The 26,573-nt window shown below is 37.4% G+C and carries 25 protein-coding genes and 1 riboswitch; of the genes, 6 read left to right on the plus strand and 19 right to left on the minus strand.

Annotated elements, in window-relative coordinates:
* Positions 1-25: 25 nt before the first annotated feature.
* From ACXYMX_RS07695 to ilvD, 3 genes are all read right to left on the minus strand, one after another.
* On the minus strand, positions 26-1,771 hold the full coding sequence (locus ACXYMX_RS07695; protein ID WP_459043669.1) for a solute:sodium symporter family transporter: 1,746 nt from the start codon (positions 1,769-1,771) through the stop codon (positions 26-28).
* An 823-nt stretch (positions 1,772-2,594) separates the two neighbouring features.
* The gene (locus tag ACXYMX_RS07700) at positions 2,595-2,834 is read right to left on the minus strand and encodes an indolepyruvate ferredoxin oxidoreductase subunit alpha (RefSeq protein ID WP_459043670.1); all 240 of its coding nucleotides are present in this window, start codon (positions 2,832-2,834) and stop codon (positions 2,595-2,597) included.
* Positions 2,835-2,963: 129 nt separating this feature from the next.
* Positions 2,964-4,649 carry a dihydroxy-acid dehydratase gene (gene ilvD / locus ACXYMX_RS07705; protein WP_459043671.1) on the minus strand — a complete coding sequence of 562 codons (1,686 nt, stop codon included), beginning with the start codon at positions 4,647-4,649 and terminating at the stop codon, positions 2,964-2,966.
* A 214-nt stretch (positions 4,650-4,863) separates the two neighbouring features.
* Here ilvD and cynS point away from each other — a divergent pair, with 214 nt between their 5' ends.
* Both cynS and ACXYMX_RS07715 read left to right on the plus strand, forming a co-directional pair.
* Positions 4,864-5,313, plus strand: coding sequence for a cyanase (cynS, locus tag ACXYMX_RS07710; protein WP_459043672.1), 450 nt, complete (start codon positions 4,864-4,866; stop codon positions 5,311-5,313).
* Positions 5,314-5,341: 28 nt separating this feature from the next.
* On the plus strand, positions 5,342-5,899 hold the full coding sequence (locus tag ACXYMX_RS07715) for an SLOG family protein (RefSeq protein ID WP_459043673.1): 558 nt from the start codon (positions 5,342-5,344) through the stop codon (positions 5,897-5,899).
* Between the two features lie 54 nt (positions 5,900-5,953).
* Here the strand turns inward: ACXYMX_RS07715 and ACXYMX_RS07720 are convergent, their stop codons facing one another.
* The 10 genes from ACXYMX_RS07720 to ACXYMX_RS07765 form a co-directional block, all read right to left on the minus strand.
* Entirely contained in the window at positions 5,954-6,091 is a 138-nt protein-coding gene (locus tag ACXYMX_RS07720) for a hypothetical protein (RefSeq protein WP_459043674.1), read from the minus strand.
* An 81-nt stretch (positions 6,092-6,172) separates the two neighbouring features.
* Positions 6,173-7,432 carry an imidazolonepropionase gene (gene hutI, locus ACXYMX_RS07725; protein ID WP_459043675.1) on the minus strand — a complete coding sequence of 420 codons (1,260 nt, stop codon included), beginning with the start codon at positions 7,430-7,432 and terminating at the stop codon, positions 6,173-6,175.
* Position 7,433: 1 nt separating this feature from the next.
* Positions 7,434-9,107 carry a urocanate hydratase gene (gene hutU, locus ACXYMX_RS07730; RefSeq protein ID WP_459043676.1) on the minus strand — a complete coding sequence of 558 codons (1,674 nt, stop codon included), beginning with the start codon at positions 9,105-9,107 and terminating at the stop codon, positions 7,434-7,436.
* Positions 9,108-9,259: 152 nt separating this feature from the next.
* Positions 9,260-10,738, minus strand: coding sequence for a helix-turn-helix transcriptional regulator (locus ACXYMX_RS07735; protein ID WP_459043677.1), 1,479 nt, complete (start codon positions 10,736-10,738; stop codon positions 9,260-9,262).
* Between the two features lie 163 nt (positions 10,739-10,901).
* Positions 10,902-11,624: an amino acid ABC transporter ATP-binding protein gene (locus ACXYMX_RS07740; protein WP_459043678.1), complete on the minus strand. Its 723-nt coding sequence runs from the start codon at positions 11,622-11,624 to the stop codon at positions 10,902-10,904.
* 4 nt (positions 11,625-11,628) lie between these two features.
* Positions 11,629-12,363: an amino acid ABC transporter permease gene (locus ACXYMX_RS07745; protein ID WP_459043679.1), complete on the minus strand. Its 735-nt coding sequence runs from the start codon at positions 12,361-12,363 to the stop codon at positions 11,629-11,631.
* Between the two features lie 40 nt (positions 12,364-12,403).
* A complete protein-coding gene (locus ACXYMX_RS07750) occupies positions 12,404-13,195 on the minus strand; it encodes a basic amino acid ABC transporter substrate-binding protein (RefSeq protein WP_459043680.1) in 792 nt (263 codons plus the stop codon).
* A 156-nt stretch (positions 13,196-13,351) separates the two neighbouring features.
* Positions 13,352-14,290, minus strand: a complete 939-nt coding sequence (locus tag ACXYMX_RS07755; protein WP_459043681.1) for a DMT family transporter — start codon at positions 14,288-14,290, stop codon at positions 13,352-13,354.
* Positions 14,291-14,398: 108 nt separating this feature from the next.
* Positions 14,399-15,307 (minus strand): homoserine O-acetyltransferase MetA, encoded by a 909-nt coding sequence (metA, locus tag ACXYMX_RS07760; protein ID WP_459043682.1) that lies wholly within the window; start codon positions 15,305-15,307, stop codon positions 14,399-14,401.
* Between the two features lie 103 nt (positions 15,308-15,410).
* A riboswitch (SAM riboswitch) is annotated at positions 15,411-15,519 on the minus strand.
* Positions 15,520-15,595: 76 nt separating this feature from the next.
* Positions 15,596-17,644, minus strand: a complete 2,049-nt coding sequence (locus tag ACXYMX_RS07765; RefSeq protein ID WP_459043683.1) for a catalase — start codon at positions 17,642-17,644, stop codon at positions 15,596-15,598.
* Between the two features lie 181 nt (positions 17,645-17,825).
* On the opposite strand from ACXYMX_RS07765, the gene ilvA reads away from it, so the two are divergent.
* The gene (ilvA, locus tag ACXYMX_RS07770; protein WP_459043684.1) at positions 17,826-19,094 is read left to right on the plus strand and encodes a threonine ammonia-lyase IlvA; all 1,269 of its coding nucleotides are present in this window, start codon (positions 17,826-17,828) and stop codon (positions 19,092-19,094) included.
* A 46-nt stretch (positions 19,095-19,140) separates the two neighbouring features.
* Here ilvA and ACXYMX_RS07775 read toward each other — a convergent pair whose 3' ends face one another.
* The 3 genes from ACXYMX_RS07775 to ACXYMX_RS07785 form a co-directional block, all read right to left on the minus strand.
* Positions 19,141-20,280 (minus strand): hypothetical protein, encoded by a 1,140-nt coding sequence (locus ACXYMX_RS07775; protein ID WP_459043685.1) that lies wholly within the window; start codon positions 20,278-20,280, stop codon positions 19,141-19,143.
* 184 nt (positions 20,281-20,464) lie between these two features.
* A complete protein-coding gene (locus tag ACXYMX_RS07780) occupies positions 20,465-20,782 on the minus strand; it encodes a thioredoxin family protein (RefSeq protein ID WP_459043686.1) in 318 nt (105 codons plus the stop codon).
* Positions 20,783-20,819: 37 nt separating this feature from the next.
* The gene (locus ACXYMX_RS07785; protein WP_459043687.1) at positions 20,820-21,893 is read right to left on the minus strand and encodes a branched-chain amino acid aminotransferase; all 1,074 of its coding nucleotides are present in this window, start codon (positions 21,891-21,893) and stop codon (positions 20,820-20,822) included.
* Positions 21,894-22,257: 364 nt separating this feature from the next.
* Between ACXYMX_RS07785 and ACXYMX_RS07790 the strand changes: the two genes are divergently transcribed.
* Positions 22,258-22,590, plus strand: a complete 333-nt coding sequence (locus ACXYMX_RS07790) for a DUF5658 family protein (RefSeq protein ID WP_459043688.1) — start codon at positions 22,258-22,260, stop codon at positions 22,588-22,590.
* 69 nt (positions 22,591-22,659) lie between these two features.
* On the opposite strand, the gene ACXYMX_RS07795 is transcribed toward ACXYMX_RS07790, so the two are convergent.
* From ACXYMX_RS07795 to ACXYMX_RS07805, 3 genes are all read right to left on the minus strand, one after another.
* The gene (locus tag ACXYMX_RS07795) at positions 22,660-23,283 is read right to left on the minus strand and encodes a hypothetical protein (RefSeq protein ID WP_459043689.1); all 624 of its coding nucleotides are present in this window, start codon (positions 23,281-23,283) and stop codon (positions 22,660-22,662) included.
* A gap of 53 nt (positions 23,284-23,336) precedes the next feature.
* Positions 23,337-23,885 (minus strand): DUF420 domain-containing protein, encoded by a 549-nt coding sequence (locus ACXYMX_RS07800; protein WP_459043690.1) that lies wholly within the window; start codon positions 23,883-23,885, stop codon positions 23,337-23,339.
* A 141-nt stretch (positions 23,886-24,026) separates the two neighbouring features.
* The gene (locus ACXYMX_RS07805) at positions 24,027-24,812 is read right to left on the minus strand and encodes an ABC transporter ATP-binding protein (RefSeq protein ID WP_459043691.1); all 786 of its coding nucleotides are present in this window, start codon (positions 24,810-24,812) and stop codon (positions 24,027-24,029) included.
* Between the two features lie 153 nt (positions 24,813-24,965).
* On the opposite strand from ACXYMX_RS07805, the gene ACXYMX_RS07810 reads away from it, so the two are divergent.
* Complete coding sequence (locus ACXYMX_RS07810; RefSeq protein ID WP_459043692.1) at positions 24,966-25,871, plus strand: AEC family transporter; 906 nt, start codon at positions 24,966-24,968, stop codon at positions 25,869-25,871.
* A gap of 78 nt (positions 25,872-25,949) precedes the next feature.
* Positions 25,950-26,417, plus strand: coding sequence for a VanZ family protein (locus tag ACXYMX_RS07815; RefSeq protein WP_459043693.1), 468 nt, complete (start codon positions 25,950-25,952; stop codon positions 26,415-26,417).
* Positions 26,418-26,573: the final 156 nt, after the last annotated feature.

Below are 26,573 nucleotides of genomic sequence, written 5' to 3' on the forward strand. Positions count from 1 at the left end.
GCTAACTTGCTTTTTAAACATACTACTAAACTTTCTTCACTTCTGCTTTGGTTTTAATAATTTCACTCGAATCTTCAGGATCAAACTTTTTGTTCATTCGAACCCAGAACCACAAGATTGCAATTATAAATGCTAATATCGCAAACAAGAACACTACCAACCATGGTGAGTACGGAATACTTGCTTCAGCTACACCTATTGGCGAGAAGAATGTATAAACACAAATCATCGTTACTAATATGAATACAGAGAAATGCTTCGCGTATTTCCAAGGTTTCATATCGACAACATTCGCATCATGCATTACAAAAGGCGTCGCACGTGGTCGTAATCTACCCACAATTAGCATAACTAGTACGTTAATCGGGAAGAGGACCGAAAGAATATATAAGAAATTGACGTGACCGAGAACCAATTTGGATAATCCATAGAGTACAACGTGTACAATAATCGCTATTTTTGGAGCACTTGCTGGGATTCGTTTACTGAAGAACCCAACAACTACCATCGTTAATATTGGTAAACTATAGAACCCAAACATTTCTTGTAAGTAATAGTAAAGACCTGATGGAGCAAAGATGATAAACGGTGCTACCGTAACAGCAACAACTGCTAATCCAACAGCAAATATTTTACCCGCTTTAACAAGTTCTTTATCCTTCGCATTCGGTTTAAATATTGGTTTATATAGATCCAATGTAAATAGAGTTATAGAAGCATTCAATGCGTTGTTAAATGAACTCATGATTGCACCAAACAACACTGCTGCTAATAGACCAGATAACGCAACCGGCATTACATCCGCCACAAGCGTAGGGTAAGCCATATCTGGGTTTGTTAACCTGTCGCCATACATGAAATATGCAATTATTCCAGGTAATACTAAGAAAGTAACTCCGAACACCTTTATGAGTCCCGCGAAAAGAACACCTTTTTGTCCTTCTGCAAGGTTTTTAGCACCTAATGTTCTTTGGATAATCGTTTGGTTCGTTGTCCAATAAAATAAGTTGTTAAACAACATACCGGTAAATAATACAGCCCAAGGAACAGATGATGTATGGTAACCAATTGAATTCAATTTTGCAGGGTTAGCGGTTAATAATTTATCCACACCCTCTACAATATTTCCTCCACCTAGAGCTATTAACGCAAGGATTGGAATTAGCAATCCACCGATCATTAACCCGATTCCATTAATTGTATCACTCATCGCAGTTGCTTTAAGTCCACCTAAAACAACATACGAACAACCAATTACACCAATCGCAATCGATATTAGTAATACCATCATGAATGGGCTTATGCTAGAAATTGTAGACAATGAAAATATACTATCTAGTACTAATGCGCCCGAATATAAAACTGTCGGTAAGTAAGCTACTGCATAACCTAACAGAAAAAGTACCGAGACAATTTGCCTCGTTCTCAAATCATATCTTTGTTCAAGAAAGTCAGGAATTGTAGAGATTCCAGTTTTTAAGTATCTTGGTAAAAAAACAAACGCCATAAATATCAGAGCAATCGGAGCTGATACTTCCCAAGCCATAACAACCATTGACTCGCTAAAAGCTTGTCCGTTTAATCCGACAATTTGTTCCGTCGATAAATTTGTGAGAATTATTGAACTCGCAATTACGATTCCCGTTAAGCTTCTTCCACCAAGAAAATATCCGTCAGATGTGGTTAAGTCTGTACCTTTCGTTTTGTACCATGAAAACCACATAACGAATACTGTATAGAGCATAAAAGTTGTGAATACAATCCAAATCATTTGTAACCCTCCATTTAATCTCATTCAACAAAATCAGTACTTTTTCTCTTACTTTGCATTCCATCACTTTCTATTTACTTTTTTAGGGAAGCGCTTAACTTTAAATTCGTTAAGTATCTGAATATTTACCATTCTAAATAATCGCTATATGACTTTAAGTTTACAAACTTAGCGTCAGCAAGACGTGTTATATGTATTGAATTTATAAATTTAAAGAAAGCGCTTTACTGAAATTAATTATATCTTTTGTCTAGTTTAAAATCAATGATTATTATTAATCATTTATCACTTAGTCTAAATGTTTACTTATCTGAATAATCTATCTCTTATCCATACTTGTTGGCCACCACATGCGTTGCAATACCAGTTCACTTGACAAACTCGCTACTTTCGTTTATAGTAATATACTTAGGAAGTAAGGTAGCAGGCAAGACTTGATATTCTGGCATTCTACACAATGTTTTTGAGAACACTTATTCACACTGGCGCGACTATAGGGTCGTAAGGACGTAAAAGTAGGTAGGGTTTACGTTGCTTAAGTTAGAAGACACCCAGTGGAACTACGACCGCGGCAAGGAAAGTAATTTACTTTCTTATGGAAATTATTCCCCCGACTATTCGGGATGAAAAAATGACAATCAAAACTTTTGTTACCTTATAAATAATCAAAGGGCAACTCTCAATTGAGAGTTGCCCTTTTCTAATTGTCTAGACCCCAGCGCCCAGCTCAACTGTGGAAAAGATGAAATCCACAAAAGTCAAAGAGCGACTTCTGTGGATTTCCCTATTTCCTTCGCGAATTACCCAGAGCAACTACGCTTTGTTATGCAATATTGTAAAATGTTTTTGCTTTTTCTAAGAATGGTAAATCCTCAGTAAGTAAATCTTCTTCATGATAAATCGCCTCTACCGGACAAGCGGCTACACAAGCTCCACAATCTATACAAGTATCTGGATCGATTAGATATTGATCTTCTCCAAGTTCTATACAATCAACAGGACAAACCATTACGCAGTCCGCTGCCTTTTCGAGTATACATGCAGAAGTAATAACAAAAGCCATAAAGGAACCCTCCCTTCACTAAATTAAATCTAGTGTAATCATAATATACTTTTTCCAAATTGAACAGCATTAATAAAGACAGGTACCAAGAATCCACATAATTTGTGTCTACTCGGTACCTGCTATTAGTTATCTATTAAAATTATCTGTTACAGCTCCAATTGAGGAACAAGAAACAGTGTGCGCATATTTTCCAAGCACACCTCTTGTATGCATTGGAGGTGCAACCCAACCTTTACGACGCTCTTCCAATTCTTCGTCTGTTAGATCGACTGATATGACTTGAGAAGCCGAACTGACTGTTACCATATCTCCCTCTTTTAGTAGCGCGATTGGTCCACCGACTTGAGCTTCTGGTGCGATATGTCCAACTACAAGACCATGTGTACCTCCAGAGAATCTGCCATCCGTAAGTAACGCTACTTTTTCACCTAAACCTTTACCGATTAGTATTCCGGAAATGGAAAGCATTTCTGGCATACCTGGTCCACCTTTTGGTCCAGCATATCGAATAACTAATACGTCACCATCATTAATTTTATTATCCATTACAGCTTGCGTTGCTTCTTTTTCAGTATCATACACGCGCGCTGGTCCAGTATGAGTCGTTACAGATACTCCTGATACCTTTGCAACAGCCCCACTTGGTGCTAAGTTACCTTTTAACACTACTAACGGACCGTCTTTTGTAAACGGCTTATCCAAAGGTCTGATTATTTCTTGGCCTTCTTCTAAATCTGGTGCATCTTTCAAGTTTTCTGCAATGGTTTTCCCAGTAACTGTTATACAATCTCCATGTAAATAACCTGCTTCTAGGAGTAACTTCATTACTGCAGCCACGCCTCCTACATTAGATAAGTCTTCCATCACATATTGACCACTTGGCTTTAAATCTGCAATATGTGGTGTTTTCTTCTGGATTCGGTTAAAGTCTTCCATTGTTAAGTCAACTTCCGCTGCATGAGCAATTGCAAGTAAATGCAACACCGCATTCGTTGAGCCTCCAAGAGCCATAACAACTGTAATCGCATTTTCAAATGCCTCTTTTGTCATAATATCTTTTGGATAAATACCTTTTTCAAGTAAGTGATAAACCGCTTTTCCTGCAGCCTTACAATCGTCTAACTTAGCATTAGATGTTGCAGGGTTAGAGGAACTACTAGGTAAACTCATTCCCATTGCTTCAATTGCAGATGACATTGTATTTGCAGTGTACATACCGCCACATGATCCAGCTCCTGGACATGCTTTGCATTCAATATTTCTAAGTTCTTCTTCATCAATATTTCCGCTGTTTAATTGTCCAACACCTTCAAATACCGAAACAATGTCAAGCTTCTTACCATTATGATTTCCAGGGGATATTGTTCCACCATAAACAAATACAGCAGGAACCTCAGAGTTAGCAATCGCAATCATACAGCCAGGCATATTCTTATCACATCCACCAATTGCTACAAGGCCATCTAGGTTTTCTCCCCCTACGACAGTCTCTATTGAATCTGCGATAACGTCACGACTTGGCAACGAGTAGCGCATCCCATCGGTACCCATAGAAATACCATCAGAAACAGTGATTGTATTGAAAATAAACGGAACTGCACCTGCTTCTTTAGCGCCGTCTTTGGCGGCAATTGCCAATTTGTCAATATGTATATTACAAGGAGTTACTTCGCTCCATGTACTTGCAATACCAACCATTGGCTTTTTAAAATCTTCATCCGTAACTCCAACTGCACGTAACATTGCGCGGTTTGGCGCTCTCATTGTTCCTTCACTAAAGACTTTACTATTTATTCTCAAATCTTTTTTCATTATATATGCACCTCTTTCATTCACTCATTATACGAGTAACTATTTTAAAGTTCAATGTTTTCTTTTAATTCTCTACTACCTTTTTGTTTTTGTGTCGAAAAAATTACAGATAGTGGCACTATCTTCATTTTTTTTGAAAATCTAAGTCTTATAATGGTAAACTACTATATGAGATATCAATATTAAATATAGTTTACTAAAGGAGGAAATAAAGTTGGTACTGACTAAGGAAATGGCAACGGAAAAAATTTTATTAGCAAAAAGCACTAAACAATTATCGTTTGATGACATCGCCAAAGCAGTTGGCCGTCATACTGTTTGGACTGCGTCAGCAATTATGGGACAAGCTACAATGAATGCTGACGAAGCAAATAAATTAGTTGCGTTACTCGAATTGGACAATGAAGTTTCAACTTCCCTTCAACAAATCCCGTTAAAAGGATCATTGGATACTTCGGTTCCTGTAGATCCACTTATATATCGATTCCACGAGATTACACAAGTTTATGGTACTACAATAAAAGAAGTCATTCATGATAAATTTGGTGACGGGATTATGAGCGCAATTGACTTCACGATGGATATTCAAAAAAAGGAAGATCCAAATGGCGACCGCGTAGTCGTTACATTGGACGGAAAATTCTTACCTTATAAAAAATGGTGATAAAGTACGAATGGTTGGAGATAATAAAATGTTGAAACGATTAGTCGTTACAGGATATAAACAACACGAGTTAGGCATATTCGATGAAAATCATCCAGGTATAGCTTTTATCAAGAAAGCATTGAAAAGTAAATTGCTTTCTCTTCTCGATACTGGACTTGAATGGGTCATTATAAGCGGTCAACTAGGAGTAGAAACCTGGACTGCCGAATTAGTTCTGGAATTGAAAGATGAGTATCCTAATCTTAAATACGCACTCATCACCCCTTTCCTAGAACAAGAGAAGAATTGGAATGAAACGAAACAAGAAACCTACCGTTCACTAATTGAAAAAGCTGATTATCATAACAGCTTAACTCAGACTCCATATGAAGCACCATGGCAATTCATAGAAAAAAATAAATTTTTCATGCGCAATTCGGATGGTATCCTGATTGTCTATGATGAGGAAAATGAAGGGTCTCCTAAGTTTATTAAACAAGCCGCTGACCGCTATGCAGCTAGGTCTGAGTATCAGGTACTGACAATCACTGCGGATGATCTCCAGGCCATTGCCGAGGAAGAACAGTTAAATGAATGGTATTGATGCTGCAAGTAAAGAAAAGTTTCCTAAACGCATGCTTGCGTTTAGGAAACTTTTTTATTTCTTATCCTTTTCATTCTCGTTCTCTCGATTTTTTCCAATTACCTTTAAATCATCTACACTTTTATCGTACCCATACCCATATTCTTCGCGATCTTTTTTACTTCCTTCATTCTTGCCTTTATCTTTTTCCAAGAACTTTCACCTCCATCAAAGGCAGTTTGTTCACGATAGAGGTAAATCATTCCCTTTTTACGAATGAAACTTTTTCAGCTATTAGCCGACTACTTGCACGCCTTTTTTCCAAACAGTTTTCACATGGTTTACACCGAATAAATACTGAAGTTCCTGGTAGTTCTTAATATCCCATAAAACAACATCCCCAAGCTTCCCTATATCCAATGAACCTACTTTATCCTCACTCTTAATGGCACAGGCAGCATTGTATGTGGCAGCCGTCAATGCTTCAGCGGGTGTAAGACGCATTAAGATACACGCTAAGTTCATAACTAGTGGCATTGATGTCGTTGGAGAGGAACCAGGATTACAGTCTGTTGAAATGGCAACCGCGACACCCTCATCAATCATCTTTCGTCCAGCCGCTGCAGTTTCACGTAAATACAATGCAGTAGCTGGGAGTAAACAAGCAATCGTTCCCGACTCTGCAATTGCACGAATCCCTTCGTCAGATGCTTGCAATAAATGCTCTGCTGAAATGGCACCTACTTTTGCCGCTAGTTCTGCACCACCATATGATTCAATTTCATCCGCATGAATTTTCGGAATTAGTCCAAAGCGCTTTCCAGCTTCTAATATACGTTCAGATTGCTCTGGTGTGAAAACTCCTTTTTCACAAAACACATCGTTAAAAACCGCTAATTTCTCTTCAGCAACAACTGGTAATAACTCTTCTATCAAATACTCTATAAATGCATCTTCGCGTCCTTTATACTCCGCTGGGACTGCGTGTGCACCCATAAATGTTGGAACTAGATCAATTGGATGCGTTTCTTGAAGTTTTTTCATCACACGTAGTTGTTTGAGCTCTGTTTCAAGATTCATGCCGTATCCACTTTTTCCTTCAACAGTTGTCACGCCATGGGTAAGAAACGAATCTAGTCGACGGGTTGTTTGCTCGATTAATTCTTCCTCAGTTGCTTCTCGTGTCATACGTGTAGTAGCGTGAATCCCTCCACCAGCATTCATAATATCCATATATGAAGCGCCTTCTAATCGCATTTCGAATTCTTTTTCACGACTTCCTCCGTACGCAACATGCGTATGAGGATCTACAAGTCCAGGAGTAACAAGATGTCCAGTTGCATCGACGATAGTTGCTTCATTCGATCTTGCACCGTATTGCTTTTCAAGTTCAGTTGTAGTTCCTACTGCTTGAATAATACCATCTTCAATCCATACGCTACCATCTTCAATAATTCCGATATCCGACATCGCTTCTTTTATGCGAGGACCTTCTACATTTGAGCTAAGTGTAGCAAGTTGACTCGCATGCTTAATCCAAAGTGGTTGTGTCATTTTATTTACCTTCCTTTTTTAACATTGGAATATTGACTCCCTTTTCCAACGCTGTTTTTTCTGCAAGTTCATATCCTGCATCTACGTGTCGTACTACTCCCATACCAGGATCTGTTGTCAGTACACGTTCAAGGCGAGCTTCTGCTTCTTTCGTTCCATCAGCAACAATAACCATTCCAGCGTGAATTGAGTAACCCATACCTACGCCGCCACCATGGTGTACCGAAACCCAAGTTGCACCACCGACTGCGTTAATCATTGCGTTTAAGATCGGCCAATCTGCGACTGCATCCGAACCATCTTTCATTGCCTCTGTTTCACGATTTGGTGAAGCTACAGATCCTGAATCAAGATGATCTCTTCCGATAACAATCGGTGCTTTTAATTCCCCTGAAGCTACCATGTCGTTAATGATTTTCCCGAAACGGGCACGTTCACCGTAACCTAACCAGCAAATTCGTGAAGGCAAACCTTGAAACTCAATTTTTTCTTGCGCCATCTTAATCCAATTGCAAAGATGTTTGTTATCACTAAATTCTCGAAGGATAACCTCATCTGTTTTATAAATGTCTTCAGGATCACCTGACAATGCAACCCATCTGAATGGACCTTTTCCTTCACAAAACTGAGGACGGATATACGCTGGGACAAAACCAGGGAAATCAAATGCACGTTTGAATCCCTCATCTTTCGCAACTTGACGAATGTTATTACCATAGTCGAATGTAATTGCACCTTTATCCATCATTTCAATCATTGCCTCAACATGTTTCGTCATCGAAGCTTTTGAAAGTTTCACATACTCCTCTGGATTTTCACTTCGAAGTTTCGATGCATCTTCTAGTGACATTTTTGAAGGTACGTAGCCATTTAACGGATCATGTGCCGAAGTCTGATCTGTTAGCACATCAGGCGTGAAACCTTTCGCAATCATTTCTGGTAGTACATCTGAAGCATTTCCTATTAAACCAATAGAAAGAGCCTTTCCTTCCTTTTTTGCTTCTTGAGCAAGACGAATCGCCTCATCAATTGAATCCGTCTTAACATCTGTATACCGAGTTTCAATTCTACGATCAATCCGAGTTTCGTCGACATCGATCCCAATACATACCCCACCCGCCATCGTTACTGCCAGCGGTTGTGCTCCACCCATTCCACCAAGACCAGCAGTCAAAGTGATTGTCCCTTGTAAAGATTCTCCAAAATGTTGCTTCGCAAGTTCAGCAAATGTTTCATAAGTGCCCTGCACAATACCTTGGGATCCAATGTAAATCCAACTTCCCGCAGTCATTTGTCCATACATCATTAACCCTTTTTTATCGAGTTCATGAAACGTTTCCCAGTTTGCATAAGCGGGTACCAAATTTGAATTTGCAATAAGCACCCTTGGAGCATCCAAGTGAGATTTGAAAATTGCAACAGGTTTTCCCGATTGAACTAAGAGTGTCTCATCATTTTCTAACTCTTTTAAGGAACGCACAATCGCATCAAATGATTCCCAATTACGAGCTGCTTTTCCAATTCCACCGTAGACTACAAGTTCATCAGGATGTTCTGCGACTTCAGGGTCTAAATTATTCATTAACATTCGAAGTGCAGCCTCTTGTTGCCATCCTTTTGTATTCAATTCTGTCCCTCTATATCTAATAACTTTTTCACTTGTATTTGTTGTCATTTTTCATATCCCCTTTCAATTATATATTCATTATACATCGAAAAATCTGTTTATTTATTATGATTTATTGTCTTTTTTATAATTAATCGAATAAAATTTATGGTTTTTTGTTTTAATTACAAAAAACCTCGTTATATTTATTCGAACGAGGTTTACAAATTTCTAGAGCGATAAATTGAAGGTGTACAACCTTCATGTTTTTTGAAAATAGTATTGAAATAGCTTTGATATGAATAACCTGTTAAATTCGCTATTTTTTCAAATGATAAATCTGTTTCAATCAGTAATTCTTTTGCCTTTTCGAGTCTAATTTGATGCAATACAACATTAAAAGACAGACCTGAATCTGAAGAAAAACGTCGACTTAATGTACTTTTATGAATACGAAGTGAATCTGCACATTCGTTAAGTCCCCACTCTACATTCCAATAATTAGATTCTATTAATTCACGGACCTTTTCGACCAATGAACGATCCACACCTGAAATACGAGACTGCCCATCGCCCTGTAGAAGTAATTTTGTTGTAAAACCTATTAACTCTTGAACAATTTCATAAACAACCGAACTCCGTAGTATTTTCTGAAATACCGCATGATACGCAGTTTCCCACTCGTCCGTTTGGATATTATACGACTTCATATACCGCCTAATTTGAGCTAATACACTCGTCAATTTTACACGCACAAGTTCCGGATCTGGATAGGGATATGTATACATAAGAAAAGAGTGTTCAATCCAGTAACGGATTCCTATCGCATCTTTTTTATCTAGCATTTCAATCCATTGCCTTTGTTCCATCGGGGTTAAAAATGGATCCATTTCTGCCCAAATCACTTTCTCATTCTTTGATAAAATAATGTCATAGCCCTCAAAAAAGAGAACCTCTGTTAGTCGCTTAGTTTGCAAATAATTTTCCTTCAATGATTCTAAAGAGGCAGATACATGACTAACAATCGTAAGTGGGCCCCCACCACTGTCTTTCCAGCGAGATAAAAACACTTGAAATTCTTCTTGAAATATATCCACTTCTTTAGTTTCATATACACATAATATAAATTCTGACAAAGCAAAAAGTTGAACTTCTTCAGGAAATGGGAAGTAGCGTAACTGTTCATAAACCTTTGCTAAATCATCACTATTCGAAGGTAAAAAGGCCGTCATCGTTGTCGGTATTTTATGTGATTTCTCCATTAAAAATAAATCCGAATGCTCACTAGAAAATCTGATGCTGTTTTCTTTGCCTTTAACGGAATAGTTTTGGCTCGAATTTCTTACTTGGAATCGTAATTGTTGGATATGTTTAATTATTTCGGTAGATGTGAATGGACGAAACAGCACATCATCTGCACGTAAACGAAGTCCCCTATATGCCGTACGAAAAATTCGTTCTGAGGAAATTCCAATCCAATTATTGTTTTCACTAGAATGGATTGAGAAGAAATCATCGTGTTCCTTTGTCCAGTTATCCATATCAATCAGTAACAAATGGCTCGTTTCTTCTCGGAATATCTGTGCATATTCTGTAAAGGTATCCCAAGATATAATTTCAACATCCGATAAATGTGTTTCTACTATCCATCTGATACCTTCCGCTTCTAATGCATCCTTTGCAACCAAATGAATCTTCATACACGCACCCCACTTTTGCCGTTAGTAATCTTAATAGGTATTTAATATTAAATGAATGTAACCATTATCCGTAAACATAAAATAAAAAAAATGATAACGCAACCTCTATTTAGGTTTAACGTTATCATTAAAAGTAACTAAATAAATGTTCGGGTTTTACCTATTACAATATTTTACTTAAAAATGCCTTTGTTCGCTCATTTTGTGGATTATTAAACAACTGGTTAGGTGGTCCTTCTTCAACCAAAAGCCCTTCATCCATAAACAGAACTCGATCTCCCATTTCCCTGGCGAAACCCATCTCATGTGTAACAACAACCATCGTCATACCTTCAACAGCAAGTTGTTTCATGACATCCAGAACTTCCTGAACCATCTCCGGGTCAAGTGCTGATGTTGGCTCATCAAATAGCATTACTTTAGGCTTCATTGCAAGCGCTCTTGCGATTGCGACTCGTTGTTGCTGTCCGCCTGATAATTGTTCGGGATAGGCATTCGCTTTATCGGCAAGTCCTACTTTTTCCAACAATTGAAGTGCTAATTGTTCAGCATCGGAAGGACTCATTTTCCGAACCTTTTTCGGCGCCGCGGTAATATTATCAATGACCCGCATATGAGGAAAAAGATTAAACTGTTGAAAAACCATGCCTACTTCTGTTCGAATTTCATTAATATTTGTCTTTGGATCATTTACTTTGACTCCATCAATAAAAACTTCTCCAGAAGTAATTTCTTCCAACAGGTTGATACAGCGTAAAAAGGTACTCTTACCAGATCCACTCGGCCCAATTACGCAGATAACTTCTTTTTCCGCAACATTATAATCAATCCCTTTTAGCACTTTTAGATTTCCAAATGATTTATGCAAATCTTGGACTTTAATCATTTATTCACCTTCCTGCTGACTCACGTCCATATTTAAATATTCCTCTTCTAGGTGAGGGAGTGTAACTATTGCTAAACCGTTTTTCTACATAGCCTATCAATTTACCAAAGATGAATGTTAGTAACAAATAAAGTATTGCAACTGTAATATAAGGTTCCCAGAATCTACTTGATGCGCCTGCCACTATTTTACCAGCATACAATAAATCTGGAGCTGCGATAACCATTAGCAAAGAAGAATCTTTCATCAATGCGATCAATTCATTGCCCAAAGGCGGTATCATTCGACGAAAAGCTTGCGGCAAAACTATTAACTTCATTGACGTCGCAGCAGTCATACCTAAAGATCTCGCCGCTTCGGATTGCCCCTTTTCAATCGACTGAATACCTGCTCGTATAATTTCAGCATTATAGGCCGCACTATTAAGTGTAAGTGCTATTACTCCGGATGTAAAATATCCTAAGGAATGTCCAAAGATCCCCGGAATTATTGCCGTATGAATTAACAATATCTGTACCAACAATGGCGTACCACGAAAGAAATCAACATAATACTTCGCGGGGTAAAAAATCCACTTTCGCTTCGATAATTTTCCCATTCCTACAAATAAACCTAGGAATAGTCCAAGGATATATCCAATAATTGTTAGAGCAAGTGTTATACCTATACCGCGAATAAACATGGCACGATAATTCCAAATCATTTCCCACATGTCCCAGCGTATATTAAGGAAATCCAAATCAATCACTCCAATCTAGTCCACTGAGGTAGAAAGATATTTACTCTACATCGAATCCTGTGATTTCTTTTAATTTCCCGCTGTCTTTCACTGCTTGAATACCTTTATTCAATAGGTCCACAATCTCAGTATTCCCTTTCTTAACCATTAGACCGTAATACTCTTTTTCAAAACTATCATCCTCGATTGTTTTCACTTTCACATCAGGATTTTGATTTTTATATTCAATAACTACAGCATTATCTCCCACAGATGCGTCCGCATTCCCGTTAATCATTTCGGTGATTGCTAACGGCATTGTTTCAGCTGCAAGAATCTTAGTACTAGTATCACCCAAAAGTCCCTGCGTTACGATATGACCTGTTGTGTTGATTTGAACAGCAACACGTAAGTCTTTTAAATCTTGGAAGTTGGTAACTGTAGATTCTTCAGGAACAAGAATTAATTGGTTAGCAATAAAGTATGGATCGGTGAAATCATAGGACTTCTGACGATCCTTTGTTATTGTAATCGAAGAAACTGCAAAATCTACTTCACCACTGTCAACTGCAGGAAATAAAGGTTCCCATCCGTAGTTTTTGTATTCTACTTCAATGCCTAATTCTTCGGCAATTGCATTAACAATATCGATATCGATTCCTACAATATTCCCTTTTTCATCCATTGACTCCATTGGTGCGTAAGTTGCGTCTGTTCCAACAATTAGCTTTTTCTTACCCGTATCACCACCGGTAGACCCAGTGTCTTCCGACTTAGTTCCACAAGCAGCCAATAACAATCCTAAGCTAAGTACAAAAATCAACATTGTAAATAAACGTATTCTTCTTTTCAATGAAATCCCCCCTAAATGTAATAAGTTATTTGTAATTACGGAATATTCTAAAATTCCGCGTAATTGTATTAATTATATATGAATAAGTACTTCTATACAATAGCTATATTGAATACTACTTCCTAGACCAATTCAAAAAAGTCTAGCTCTATTTTGCTAGACTTCTTCCTTATAAAGTATTTTCTTCTGTTTACTAAGTGATAAAATCAAAATTGTAGATAATATACATGCCGTTCCAATCCACTCAATTATTCCAAATGCAACTTGTAGCCAAACAACTGCTAAGAATGCTGCAGAAAGCGGTTCTACACAAGCAAGTAAACTTGCCTCGGCAGCCTTTATATGTTTTAAACTTTCCAAAAAGAAAAAGAAAGCTATGAGCGTTCCGAAAATAATAATAAACACCACTGCACTGAATGACTGCATGTCCCATTGGCCTTCAAACTTCCAGGGTGGATGTACAAAACTAAACGCAATCCCCCCCACCAACATGCCCCAACCTACAACAATACCTGAACCCCATCTTGCAAGAAGTTGTAAAGGATGCAATGTATAAAAGGCGAGTGAGAATGCAGAAGCAATCCCCCAAAATAAAGCTAGTTTTGATATTGACAAACTATAAATGCTGCCTTTTGTAACGAGTAAGAAAGTACCAATTAACGCCAATACAACCGCGAAAACCTCAATTTTAGAAGGCAACTTCTTAATTCGTATTGCTGAATAACATACAATCAGAACAGGCGCTAAGTATTGAAGAATTGTAGCAGTTGCTGCATTTGAATGTTGAATCGCTGCAAAAAAAGTATATTGCACCGTTAACATGCCAAATATACTAAATAAAACCATACTGAAAGCATCGTGCTTATGCTTCCACACATCCCAAATCCTTTTCTCTCCTCTAGCCCGCGTAATCACTAACATGACTACTCCAGCTATAAGTAACCGACTGACAACTAACCATTCAGAGCTAAATTCCTTTTTCTCAAAAAGAAACTGAGCCACCGTACCAGAAACTCCCCACATTACAGCTGCAATTAATACCAATATAATTCCAGTCATTCGTTTAGGGATATTTCCTTTAAATTCTTGTTGCATCTAAACTTCCCTCTCAATTGCATCCGTATTTCTTTGTATAGTCAAAAATTATGATTCGAATACAGAGTTTACTTTGCCGGTATCAAAAACTTCTATACAAAGATTATATTAGCTCCATTCATATGGAGTTTCTTGATAAACATAATAATTTAGCCAGTTAGAAAATAGCAGATGCGTATGTGATCGCCATGTATTCATAGGCTCTTTAGTCGAATCGTCATTCGGAAAGTAATTTTCAGGCAAGTCTACTTCGACACCTTTATTCATATCACGTGAATATTCTTCACCGAGTGTTCCTGCATCGTATTCAAAATGTCCCGTAATCATTATATGCTTCGCGTCATTTGACAAAATAATAAATGCTCCAGCATCTTCAGAGACGGCAAGCAGTGTTAAACGTGGATCATTCTCTATTTCTTTAATCGAAACAGATGTATAGCGAGAATGCGGTGCATTAAATTCATCATTAAATCCCCGAACAAGTTCAACGGTCGGGTCGAAAACTCTATGGTTGAAAACACCAAAGCATTTCTTAGGTAAATCATGCTTCCCAATTCCATAATGATGATACAACGCAGCTTGTGCACCCCAACAAATATGTAATATAGAAGTGACATTGGTCGTGGTCCAATCCATTATACCTTGTAGTTCTCCCCAATAATTCACGTCTTCAAATTGTAAATGTTCAATCGGTGCACCCGTAATTATCATTCCGTCAAAACGCTGATGTTTAATTTCATCAAATGTGTTATAAAAGTTATCCAAATGGGATTTACTTACATTTTTTGATTCATGGGTTGCCATATTTAAAAAAGTGACATTTACTTGTAACGGAGTGTTTCCAAGCAACCTTAGAAGCTGTAATTCCGTTCTTTCCTTTTCAGGCATTAGATTTAAAATAATAATATTCAGCGGACGGATATCTTGAGCAGTTGCACGCTCTTGATCCATCACAAATATTTTCTCTGCTTTTAACAGTTCGCTAGCTGGTAATTGTTTTGGGATATTAATCGGCATTGTATCTCTTCCTTTCTTTACTGGAAAAATGATGAATAATAATAATATTAAAAATCCTCTTTTCTAATGATGAAAGAAAAGAGGATTGAGTGTAAGTTCTCATTTCTTATCTCTCAAGATAAAGAATCTTGGTGGAGGTAGCACCTTCCTGATAAACTCAGAGGTTGCTGAAGCTTCAATGGGCCATATCCCTTAGCTTCTCTTGATAAGAGCTATTCAATTTTGAATTAATTATACTACTCTTAAATATAATGTCAATTAGATAGAGTCTTTACCTTTCTAGGCGTGTCAATAAATATCTCGATTCCAAAATCGTTGCTGAGCAATGGCGTTCACCATCTGCGTACCGAAATTGGCGTCATTTTTAGTTAGAATGATGCCCGGCCCTTCTTCTGCCTGGGACTTTTCAAGATATTGCATACCACTCGTTGCAAATCCAATCGGTTTATAATGCTTAAATGCTTCATTAATATAATAAGTAATATCTCTCGAAAACTTCATTGGATTACTAGATTTTCCACCTACAACATAAAGTGAATCGAATAGGACTGGATCTGTTGTAAGAAACGTTTCGTTTACCACAACTTGATAATTATCAGTACTTCTAATGGTTCCTAGTCTTTCGCCCACTATTTTGACAACAACTCCTGCGTTTAAAAATGTTTGAACAGCATCCAACACTTCGGCGCCGTTAAACCCATTACCAATCAACACAGCTACCGTTAATGTGTTCGGAAGGCTAATCGTATCAGATTGACTAAGTGCTGGCGAGGAGGCAGTTACTAACGACTGTGGCTCTGTCGGTCGTTGTACACCAACTTCCTTTGCGACAGTAATTGCCATGCGTTGGTCTATCCGTGCTAACATATCCACAACTTGTTGTTTAACCGATTGACTAGTTACTTTACCAACCTCAAAAGTGAATGCTGAGACAATATGCTCTTTTTCAGGAGGTGACATACTATTCCAGAATAGGCGGGCTTGCGAAAAAAAGTCTTTGAACGACTCACTTCGCTGCTGAATTACACGCCCCTCTACTTTTTCCTGGTAGTGGACAAAGCCACCTTCTTTCGCACTTGATGTAGCAGGAGTATTATTTGCTAATGAATTTTTATGATAGCTTACTTGACCTACATCAATCCTTTGTCTTCCGTATCCATTGCGTTGATTGTTATGAATCGGACACACTGCCCGATTAATTGGAATTTCAGTAAAATTGGGGCCACCTAGCCTTATAAGTTGTGTATCTAAATAGGAAAACAATCTTCCTTGAAGCAATGGGTCATTTGTGAAATCAATTCCCGGAACAATATTTCCTGGATGGAAAGCCACTTGCTCTGTTTCCGCAAAAACATTATCAACATTTCGATTTAATGTCATTTTACCAATTATTTTTACAGGGACAATCTCTTCGGGCCAAAGTTTTGTTGCGTCAAGCACATCAAAATCGAACATAAACTCATCTGCTTCTTCAATCATTTGAACGCCTAATTCCCATACAGGAAAGTTTCCATTTTCTATTGAATTCCATAAATCCCGTCGCTGGAAGTCCGGATCTTTCCCTGAAACTTTCTGTGCTTCATCCCAAACTAACGAATGCACCCCCAGTGTAGGCTTCCAATGAAACTTAACAAATCTTGCTTTGCCCTCTTTATTCACAAAGCGAAACGTGTGTACACCAAAACCATCCATCATCCGCCAACTTCTCGGAATTGAGCGGTCCGACATAAGCCACATGATCATATGCGCTGATTCTTGATTGTTGGCGATAAAATCCCAGAATGTATCATGAGCAGATGATGCTTGTGGAATTTCATTATTTGGTTCAGGTTGAATTGCATGGACTAAATCAGGAAATTTTAAAGCGTCCTGGATGAAGAAAACAGGTATATTATTTCCGACTAAATCATAATTCCCTTCCTCTGTATAAAACTTTACCGCAAATCCTCGAACATCTCGCACAGTGTCAGCCGAACCCCTACTTCCAACAACGTTTGAAAATCTTGTGAAAAGCGGAATCTTAGTACCTGGCTTTTGTAAGAATTTTGCTGTCGTATATTCACTCATTGATTCATACAACTCAAATTCCCCATGGGCTGCGTATCCCCTTGCATGTACAACCCGCTCCGGAATGCGTTCATGATCGAAATGTGTAATTTTCTCTCGGAAATAAAAATCCTCTATAAGTGTTGGTCCACGAAGACCTGCAGTTAAGGATTGCTCGTCATTCGAAACACGTAGTCCTTGATTTGTAGTTAGTCTCGTTCCATCATTGTTCACTCTGAATTTCTCTAATTGTTCATTCTTACTGTTTTCATTTATTGAAGAACTCTCCATGCTATCCCCTTCCAGCTAATTAATTGGGCCACAATATATACCATCCCCATTATCTATATGCTCACATCTATAAGAATGAAACTTTATTTTATTGAAAAATTGTGTATAATATTCACATACTTCACTCCATTCATGTTATAATCACAGGATATTTAATTAATTCGAAAGAAGTGGATAAGTAATGAAATTAAAAAACAACGAACCGAAAACGTTACATATTGAAGATATCCTAATCGCTTATCAACTTTTAAAAGATATCGTCGTGCATACACCTTTACAAAGGAACGAGCGCCTATCTGAAAAATATGACTGTCATGTGTATATAAAAAGGGAAGATTTACAACATGTTCGCTCATTTAAATTAAGAGGTGCTTACTATAAAATAAAAACGATTGAGGCACAAGCACGTGAAAAAGGAATCGTCTGCGCAAGTGCTGGAAACCATGCACAAGGTGTTGCCTATGCCTGTGCGCATTTAGGCATCGATGGTAAGATTTTCATGCCGCTAACTACACCAAAACAAAAAATTGACCAAGTTAAAATGTTTGGCCGTTCCAATGTAGAAATAATATTAACTGGTGATACATTTGACGATACTTCTGTTCGTGCAATTGAATTCGCTAAAATGGAAGATCGACTTTTCATTCATCCCTTTGATGATTTAGATATCATTGCTGGTCAAGGAACTGTTGCAATCGAAATCATGAATGACATAGAAGAATCTATAGATTATGTCTTTTCAAGCATTGGCGGAGGAGGACTTGCATCTGGGTTATCAACTTACATCAAAAACGTTTCTCCTCATACGCGTATGATAGGTGTAGAACCTGCTGGTGCCGCAAGTATGAAAGCTGCTTTCGAAAACGAGGGTGTCATATACTTAGATTCAATTGATAAGTTTGTGGATGGGGCTGCTGTTGGCTGCTCAGGTCAAATCACATATGAAATTTGCCGTAAATACCTTGATGATATTGTAGTTGTACCTGAAGGCAAAGTGTGTACGACTATTTTAGACTTATATAACCAACATGCTATTATTGCTGAACCTGCTGGGGCTTTACCTATAGCTGCATTAGACTTTTATAAAGATCAAATTAAAGGGAAATCAGTTGTATGTGTAATTAGCGGTGGTAATAATGACATTGGGAGGATGCAAGAAATCAAAGAGAAATCATTAATCTATGAAGGATTACTTCATTATTTCATCATTAATTTCCCACAAAGAGCGGGTGCGCTTCGTCAATTTTTGGATAATGTACTTGGACCGAACGATGATATCATCACATTTGAATATACAAGAAAAAACAATAAAGAAAGTGGCCCTGGACTCGTTGGGATTGAATTGAAGAATAGCGAGGATTACGCTGGACTCGTTGAGCGAATGGAACAAAGCGGATTTTCTTATACTGAAATTAAAAAAGGTAGTAATTTATTCGGTTTACTAATTTGATTTGAAAGGATAGCTCTTAAAAAGCTATCCTTTTTTTCATCCTTATTTATCGCATATGCAACTCATTCTGCGATAAATAGGAAAGCAACCTAGAAAGAATCTCGGCTCTTAATTTCACTTGATCTGGGAATTGATAAAAGAATGAAATCTTTTGCAACCAAATTTCATCACCATCGTTCTTTGGAGACAATATAAAGTAAGCCCAAACTTCAGCAATGTCTTCAACAGGGCTAGTTACAGCATAATCGGTAACGAATTGATCCTCATAATCCATGAAAAACTCAGTCGCTACATCTTCATCTTCCGCAACCCCACGTTCCTCCCATTCATCTAAGACATCTAGCCAGAACGTTTCAATATATGCCTGGAGCATCGAGTCTTCCTTCATACATCCCATGCCGTCAACAAAAAAATATTGACATGTGGCTGGGGCTGTTTCATGGATTTCATCGTCATCTTCCGAGAATACTACTTCTTCATTCATATCCATTTGACTATCTTGCAATGTTAGTAAATGAGCAAATTCATGCAGCAATGTCGTTTGAGATATAAATAGTTCTTTTGAATCTAAAATATCCATACTTAACCACCACTTACTTAAGTCTTCGTCATCAGGTTCCACTTGAGCAAGGGTTTCCTCGTTTCCATCTGTCATGATATGAAAACCTGATAGCATTTGACGCTCACTTTCGGGGATTAGATTGGTAAACATGTTCCAAATACGTACATGCTTTTCTACATCGTCTCGATAACTCTCAAGTCCATCGTCAACGACCAAGAATTCTGGGTTCGTTAACAGATCACCTTCAAGCTCATACCTCGCAAGTACTTGCTCAAAATAGGAATCGCCTTCATCGGAGAATTCATAGTCTGTCAACAAATCACCAAAACGTTCAATAATTTGTTCGGCCAGCTGATCTCCTAACGTCGCACATTCCGTAGTTGTTTTGCACTTCTTTTGAGGATGACAAGTATCTGTTTGACCCTCATAAATTTCGAATTTCCCACAAACAGATTCGGTGATAGCTCCTTCACTTTGTATATTTTTTAGTTTGGTTTCTAACAACTCCATTTCTTCTTCACTAATTCGTTCTTCATTGAAAATCGAACAACCAGAAACTAGAAATAAACAAATTGTTACGACAGTTAACACCACTAAGTATCGAACTCGTTTACTTACCTTCAATATATGGCCCCCTTTTCCAATTTTAACTTTCTACATCTCCGTTGTATGTTACCGCTATCCAAAAGTTGAACAGGTATAGTTTTACTTCAAATAAAATAAAGACCTCGATCACTTCTGCCTGAGAAGATCGAAGTCCTTTATTTATACGTAAACTAATTGCTTTCTCTTAAAGATGAAACCGGTTTTAATTTGAAAGTCCATTTATAAAGCTTTCAATTTCTTCTTGTGTTTTACGGTCTTTACTAACAAATCTGCCTGCTTCTTCACCATTATGAAATGCAATGAAACTCGGGATACCAAAAATGCTTAGGTCTCCACACAAATCGATGAATTCGTCACGATCTACAGATATAAACTCATACTCCGGATAGTCGACTTCAATCCTTGGTAATATCGGATCAATAACTCGACAATCTGGACACCAGTCTGCTGTAAACATGAACATCGTTCTCTCTCCATTTTTTAGTTGTTCAAAGTGCTCCATTGATTGTAATTTCTCCAACTCGTATTCCCTCCTATAGTGTAGGCTTCAAACTATATTATTTAACTTCAAGAACCCAACCTAATGGATCTTCTATTTTACCCGTTTGAATACCTGTTAACTCTTTATAAATTCTTTCTGAAAGCTCGCCAATTTCTCCATTGTTAATAACAAGCTCTTCTTCTTTCCAATAAAATTCACCAATTGGAGAGATAACTGCTGCTGTTCCAGTTCCAAAAGCTTCTTCTAGGAGACCATTTTTCTGAGCAGTTCGAATTTCTTCCATTGAAATTTTTCTTTCTGTAACAGGAATTCCCCAGTGATTTAACAATTCAATAACGGACTTTCTAGTTATACCTTCTAAAATACTGCCATTTAATACTGGAGTAATCACTTCACCATTAATTTTAAAGAAGACGTTCATCGCGCCAACTTCTTCAATATACTTTCTTTCAATTCCATCCAACCAAAGAACTTGGGCATATCCTTTTTCAGAAGCAACCTCTTGTGCTTTTAAACCAGCAGCATAGTTGCCTGCAGTTTTCGCAGTCCCTGTACCACCGGATACTGCACGAACAAATGTATTCTCAACAAGTATTTTTACTGGACGAATACCTTCTTTGTAATAAGATCCTACCGGAGAAAGAATAATCATAAACTGATATTTTTTTGATGGTGCTACACCTAAATAAGCTTCAGTGGCAATAATAAATGGACGGATGTAAAGCGATGTTCCTTCTGCTGTTGGAATCCATTCCTTATCAATAACGAGAAGTTGCCTTAGTGCCTCTAATGCCAATTCCTCATTCACTGGAGGAATACTCATTCGACTACCTGATTGATTCAACCGTTTCATATTTTGTTCAGGACGGAATAATCGAATCGTTCCATCTTCAGAACGATATGCTTTCAGTCCTTCAAAAATCGTTTGGCCATAATGAAAAATAATTGATGCTGGATCTAACGTAAGTGGTTGATAGGATTCAATTCTATGATTTGTCCAGCCTAAACCTTCAGTATAATCTGCTATAAACATATGATCTGTAAATACTCGTCCAAATTCTAATTGGTCTGTTAATGGTTTCTCTTTTTTTGATTCTGTCAATTTGACCTGAACGTTGAGTGTTGTCATTACGTTGATATCCCCTTAGACTAATTTTTTAGTTACTTCTATGTAAAGAAGACGACTTTAACCCATATTATACAACGAAAATAGTAGATGTACAGTTTATTCTTTCAAGTTTGTAAATTAATATACCGAAATTTTTGCAATAATTATTTTTATAGTCACATTTATTAACACTTCCTATTTACTTCCAATTTAGAACCTCTTGTTTCTATTCATCGCAAACTTCATCCGAACCTGCATTTTTTCTTTCAATATCTTATCTCTCATAAACTTAAATCCTTTAGTTAATCAATGAATAACATCGATCTTAACTTCATATACTAACTAAAAACCTTTAATATGCTATTTTAGAAAGGGACTGGGTTATATGGATATTAAGATTCCTTTTCAAACACGTAACTTAGCTTACAAGATGGCACTACTATTGTTCGTTTTAGCAATTTTCGATGCACTTCTTACTGATTTTGGAATTAGAAATCATCATATTGAAGAAGCAAACCCCCTTATGCGATTCGTTTATGAAAGTAGTGTCCTCTACTTTTTTGTAATTAAAATAAGCCTACCTATTCTGCTACTCTATATTCTTACTAAAATAGAACCAAAGATATTTCTTAATGTGTTAGTCGCATCCAGTGTACTCTTATATACACTTGTTTTATTTCAACATATTTTCTGGTTGATACTAGTTGCTATCACATAAGATCGAATATTAGGCTGAACGGAACGATTACATAAAAAAACACTAGGATGCAAAATGCCCTAGTGCGTTTCAGTCTATATTCTCCTGCTTATCTTCTTTCTTCTCTTTGATAATAAATCCTCTTCCATTCGGTGTAGATTTGGAGAATAATCGTGCCATGTACGAAGAGGTCATACTGTAGCTATTCTCTATCTTTTCTGCCAGGAAATTTGTTCGTTCATAGAGGATCGATCTAATGAAATCCATTTGTCGAAGGACTTTCTCCGTCAATCCCTCTTGTTTATCTAGTCTTTTTAGTAAATCTTGTTGAATTTCCTCTTGACTTGAAATTTGTTTTGTCAATTCTTCCTGGTAGACCAAGTTCTTATTTAGTATCTCTACAATTTCTTGACTCAATTTGCTTACATCTTGTACTTGGTTTCTAATAGTTAGATTCTCAACATGCTCATTTTCCAATAAATCATCTAAACGATTCTTCGCGCTTTGCCATTGATTCGCTTGTGTTTGTTTTTCTTGCATTATTATAGATTTCAAAGCATCAAGTTGGTGATTGATGATGTCAACGGATTCCTTTTGTTCGGTCATCCACTCTTCTATCGGATTAATCGTAAAGTGTTCTTGATTGTTTCCGAGAGCACTGAAAGAGTTTTCATAAATTGTCGGCTGTCCATTTGTATTCATTAATAGACCCATAACCGCCCCCCTTATTCTAGTATCTTATGCGATACTCTATAAAGGTGACATTTTCAATAGTATGGGGAGATTAATATATAAACAAGAACGCCTGTTAGACTTACATAAAGCCAAATTGGCATTGTCCAGCGAGCAATTTTCTTATGACGAGCATTCTCCATATTCCAAGCACGAGCCACACTCGTAAGTACAAGCGGTACGATCACTGCAGCAAGAATAATATGGGTGATTAGGATGAAATAATAAAAGCCCGCCATAAAACCTTCTCCGCCAAATGACGTTGATGGTGCTAAAAAGTGGAAGGTTACATAACTAACAAGGAACAAAGACGTTGTCACTAATGCTGCGTAAATAAAACGTTGGTGAACCTTCACATTTCTTTTCAAAATAGCAATAAGTGCCCCGACTAAAAACAGGAAGGTAAACGAATTAAATATTGCATTTGCTAATGGCAAAATCGTCACATCGAATGCATCAAAATCTTCATATCCAGGCATTCCAGAAAGAATGCCAATTGCCCCAATTAAAATAATTGAAATTGCGATAATGAAAGGTTTGTAGTTTCTTTTCTTGAAACCTTTAACTGATCCAGTATTCTTCATAAATTTAATCACTCCGTTAGTTATTATGGTTCTTCTACCCATGAAGTTCATGAGTTATTGGGAGATGAACCGGTTACTTTTATTGTATAGCATTAGGAATACCTAAGCGTTCGATAAGCGCACTTTTTTGTGAACATATTGCTACCGCTTCTTAATCGTCAACCCCGGCCTATTATCTTCCCAACGAATTGCCACGGGTACTCTAAATGTTTCACTTAATAAATCTTCCTGTAACACCTCGGCTTTTTTGCCTAACGATACAATCTTCCCGTCTTTTAACAAGAGAACATGCGTAATCTGATTAACTAGCTCTTCTATATGATGGGTAACATAAATAATATGACATCCACTCTTAACGATTGCATTCATTGAATCTAAGAATTCTTCTCTTGAGAGTATGTCCAATCCTGAACAAGGCTCATCCAGAATTAGGATACTAGGTTTACTCATTAACGATCGTGCAATGAGCACCCTTCTTTTTTCTCCCTCAGATAACTGATGAAATACTTTCCCTTTCAAATTTAATAACCGCAAGCTTACAAGCAAAGAATCTGCCCTTTCCCAGTCTTCACTTTTCACTTCTTCATAAATCCCAAAACTCGCAAATTTTCCGCTTACAATTACTCTTTCTACGGTTTCATTGGAATAATAAGAAGTGAAACGCTCTAAAGAACTACTAACAAAACCAATTTTTTTCCGTAACTCTGGTAAATTAGTTTTACCAAACACGTTTCCTAAAACCTCAACTTCCCCAGTTGACGGGAAATGATAGCCTGATATGATGTTTAGAAGGGACGTTTTACCAGATCCATTTAACCCCAATACCCCCCATTGTTCACCAGGTTTAATTGACCAATTAATATTTTCTAAAATCACTTGACCACTTCTTTGAAATGAAACACTTTTTAAACTTGCTATATTTTTCATAACTAACATTCCCTCTTTCCATGTTAACTATCGACTGATAAGCTTTACTTTAAGGAATCCCTTGAGATAGTCAAGGAACTTGTATGACAGTGAGTTGAAAACTTTAACAACTTTTATAATATGTAATAGCTATTTTGCTTGAGGTGATCTATTTTGGAATTATTGTTAATTATCTTACCGGTCTTTATCATTTTCTTTACAGGATATGTAGGCCAAAAACTTATAGGATTTGATATTAAGTCCATTTCAACTGTCGCGCTTTATTTAATGTCACCATTTCTAGCATTTCGAACATTTTATACGAACGACATAACAATGGATTACTTTTACATTATTTCCTTCTCCCTTCTTCTAATGTTTGCCTTACTTCTTATCGTTTGGATTACCTCGATCCTTATGAAAGCCACTCGACCCCAATTGTCAGCTATGATTCTTGGCGGGGTTTTCATGAACAGCGGAAACTATGGGGCCCCCGTCGTTCTTTTTGCATTTGGAGCGGTCGGATTTGATTACGCAGTCATCATGATGGTCTTTCAAAGCCTTTTAATGAACACCGTTGGCATCTTTTTCGCTTCCATTGGTGGTAAAGAAAAAGCTACCCTTCGTCAATCTTTCCAGAGAGTTATTCGAATGCCGCTTCTCTATGCATCGCTCATAGGCGTTGGATTTCAACTTGTTAATGTTGAGGTTCCAAGTTCCATTATGAAAGCCGTAAGCCTCGTTGCTGACGCTTCTATACCAACGGTCATGATTGTTCTTGGCATGCAGCTTGCCGTCATAACCAGAAAGCGTGTGGCTTATCGCTACGTCTCTGCGGTCACAGTCATTCGAATGGTTGCATCTCCGCTGATTGCGGTTGGCATTATCTATTTCATGCCTATAAATGATCTACTAAAAACTGTCTTAATCCTACAGTCTGCTATGCCTGCAGCAGCGAATACAACAATGTTCGCACTTCAATTTGAAACGGAACCAGATCTTGTTTCCTTCACAACTTTCATTACTACACTTATTAGCATTCTAACAATACCAGTTGTGTTATTCCTGCTTGGTGTCTAATTAGGATGATATTGTTAATAATGAAGTATGAGCTGATAAATCTCTTTATCTTAGACGGGAGCGTGTTAGTCTTATTCTATGAAAAAAATAATTGTGCTTTTAGCTCTCCTCTTCATTTTGTTCATCTCTTCTGGTCAGACATATGAACAACAGTCTATCATTCCTACCCTTGAAAAATGGTTACCAGGAAAGCCTTTCGAATCTATACTATCGAAATTAGCAATACCCTATTGGGGGATTGAGGTTTCGATTGATGAACGAGGGTATTATTATTTTATTGAATTTATTATTAGAAAAAGTGCCCATTTTATCATTTTCGGCTTAGTTGCTCTTTCCGTTTACTTTGTTTTACCGAAATATAATTATCGTACGCTACTTGCGTTACTACTAACCATCGGATTAGCTTGTTTAGATGAGTTTCATCAATCCTTAACTGGTGGACGAACACCGTCTATGCAAGATGTTCTTCTAGATACAGCTGGAGCAGTGACTGCACTTTTTTTAGTACGAATTATTCTTATTTTACGCAACAGAAAAAAACACTGAAGAGATTATTTGAGGCCACTGAAAACATACTAAGATTAGTAGTGTAGACCAAGGCATTGGTTTGCACTACTATTTTTTTGTATAGTAGAGGTGAAGAATAGACCGAATTGGACTTTGGATCTCGAATCCGTACTGAAAACTGGTCTACTTCACCAC

Source organism: Sporosarcina sp. CAU 1771 (genome assembly GCF_054482775.1).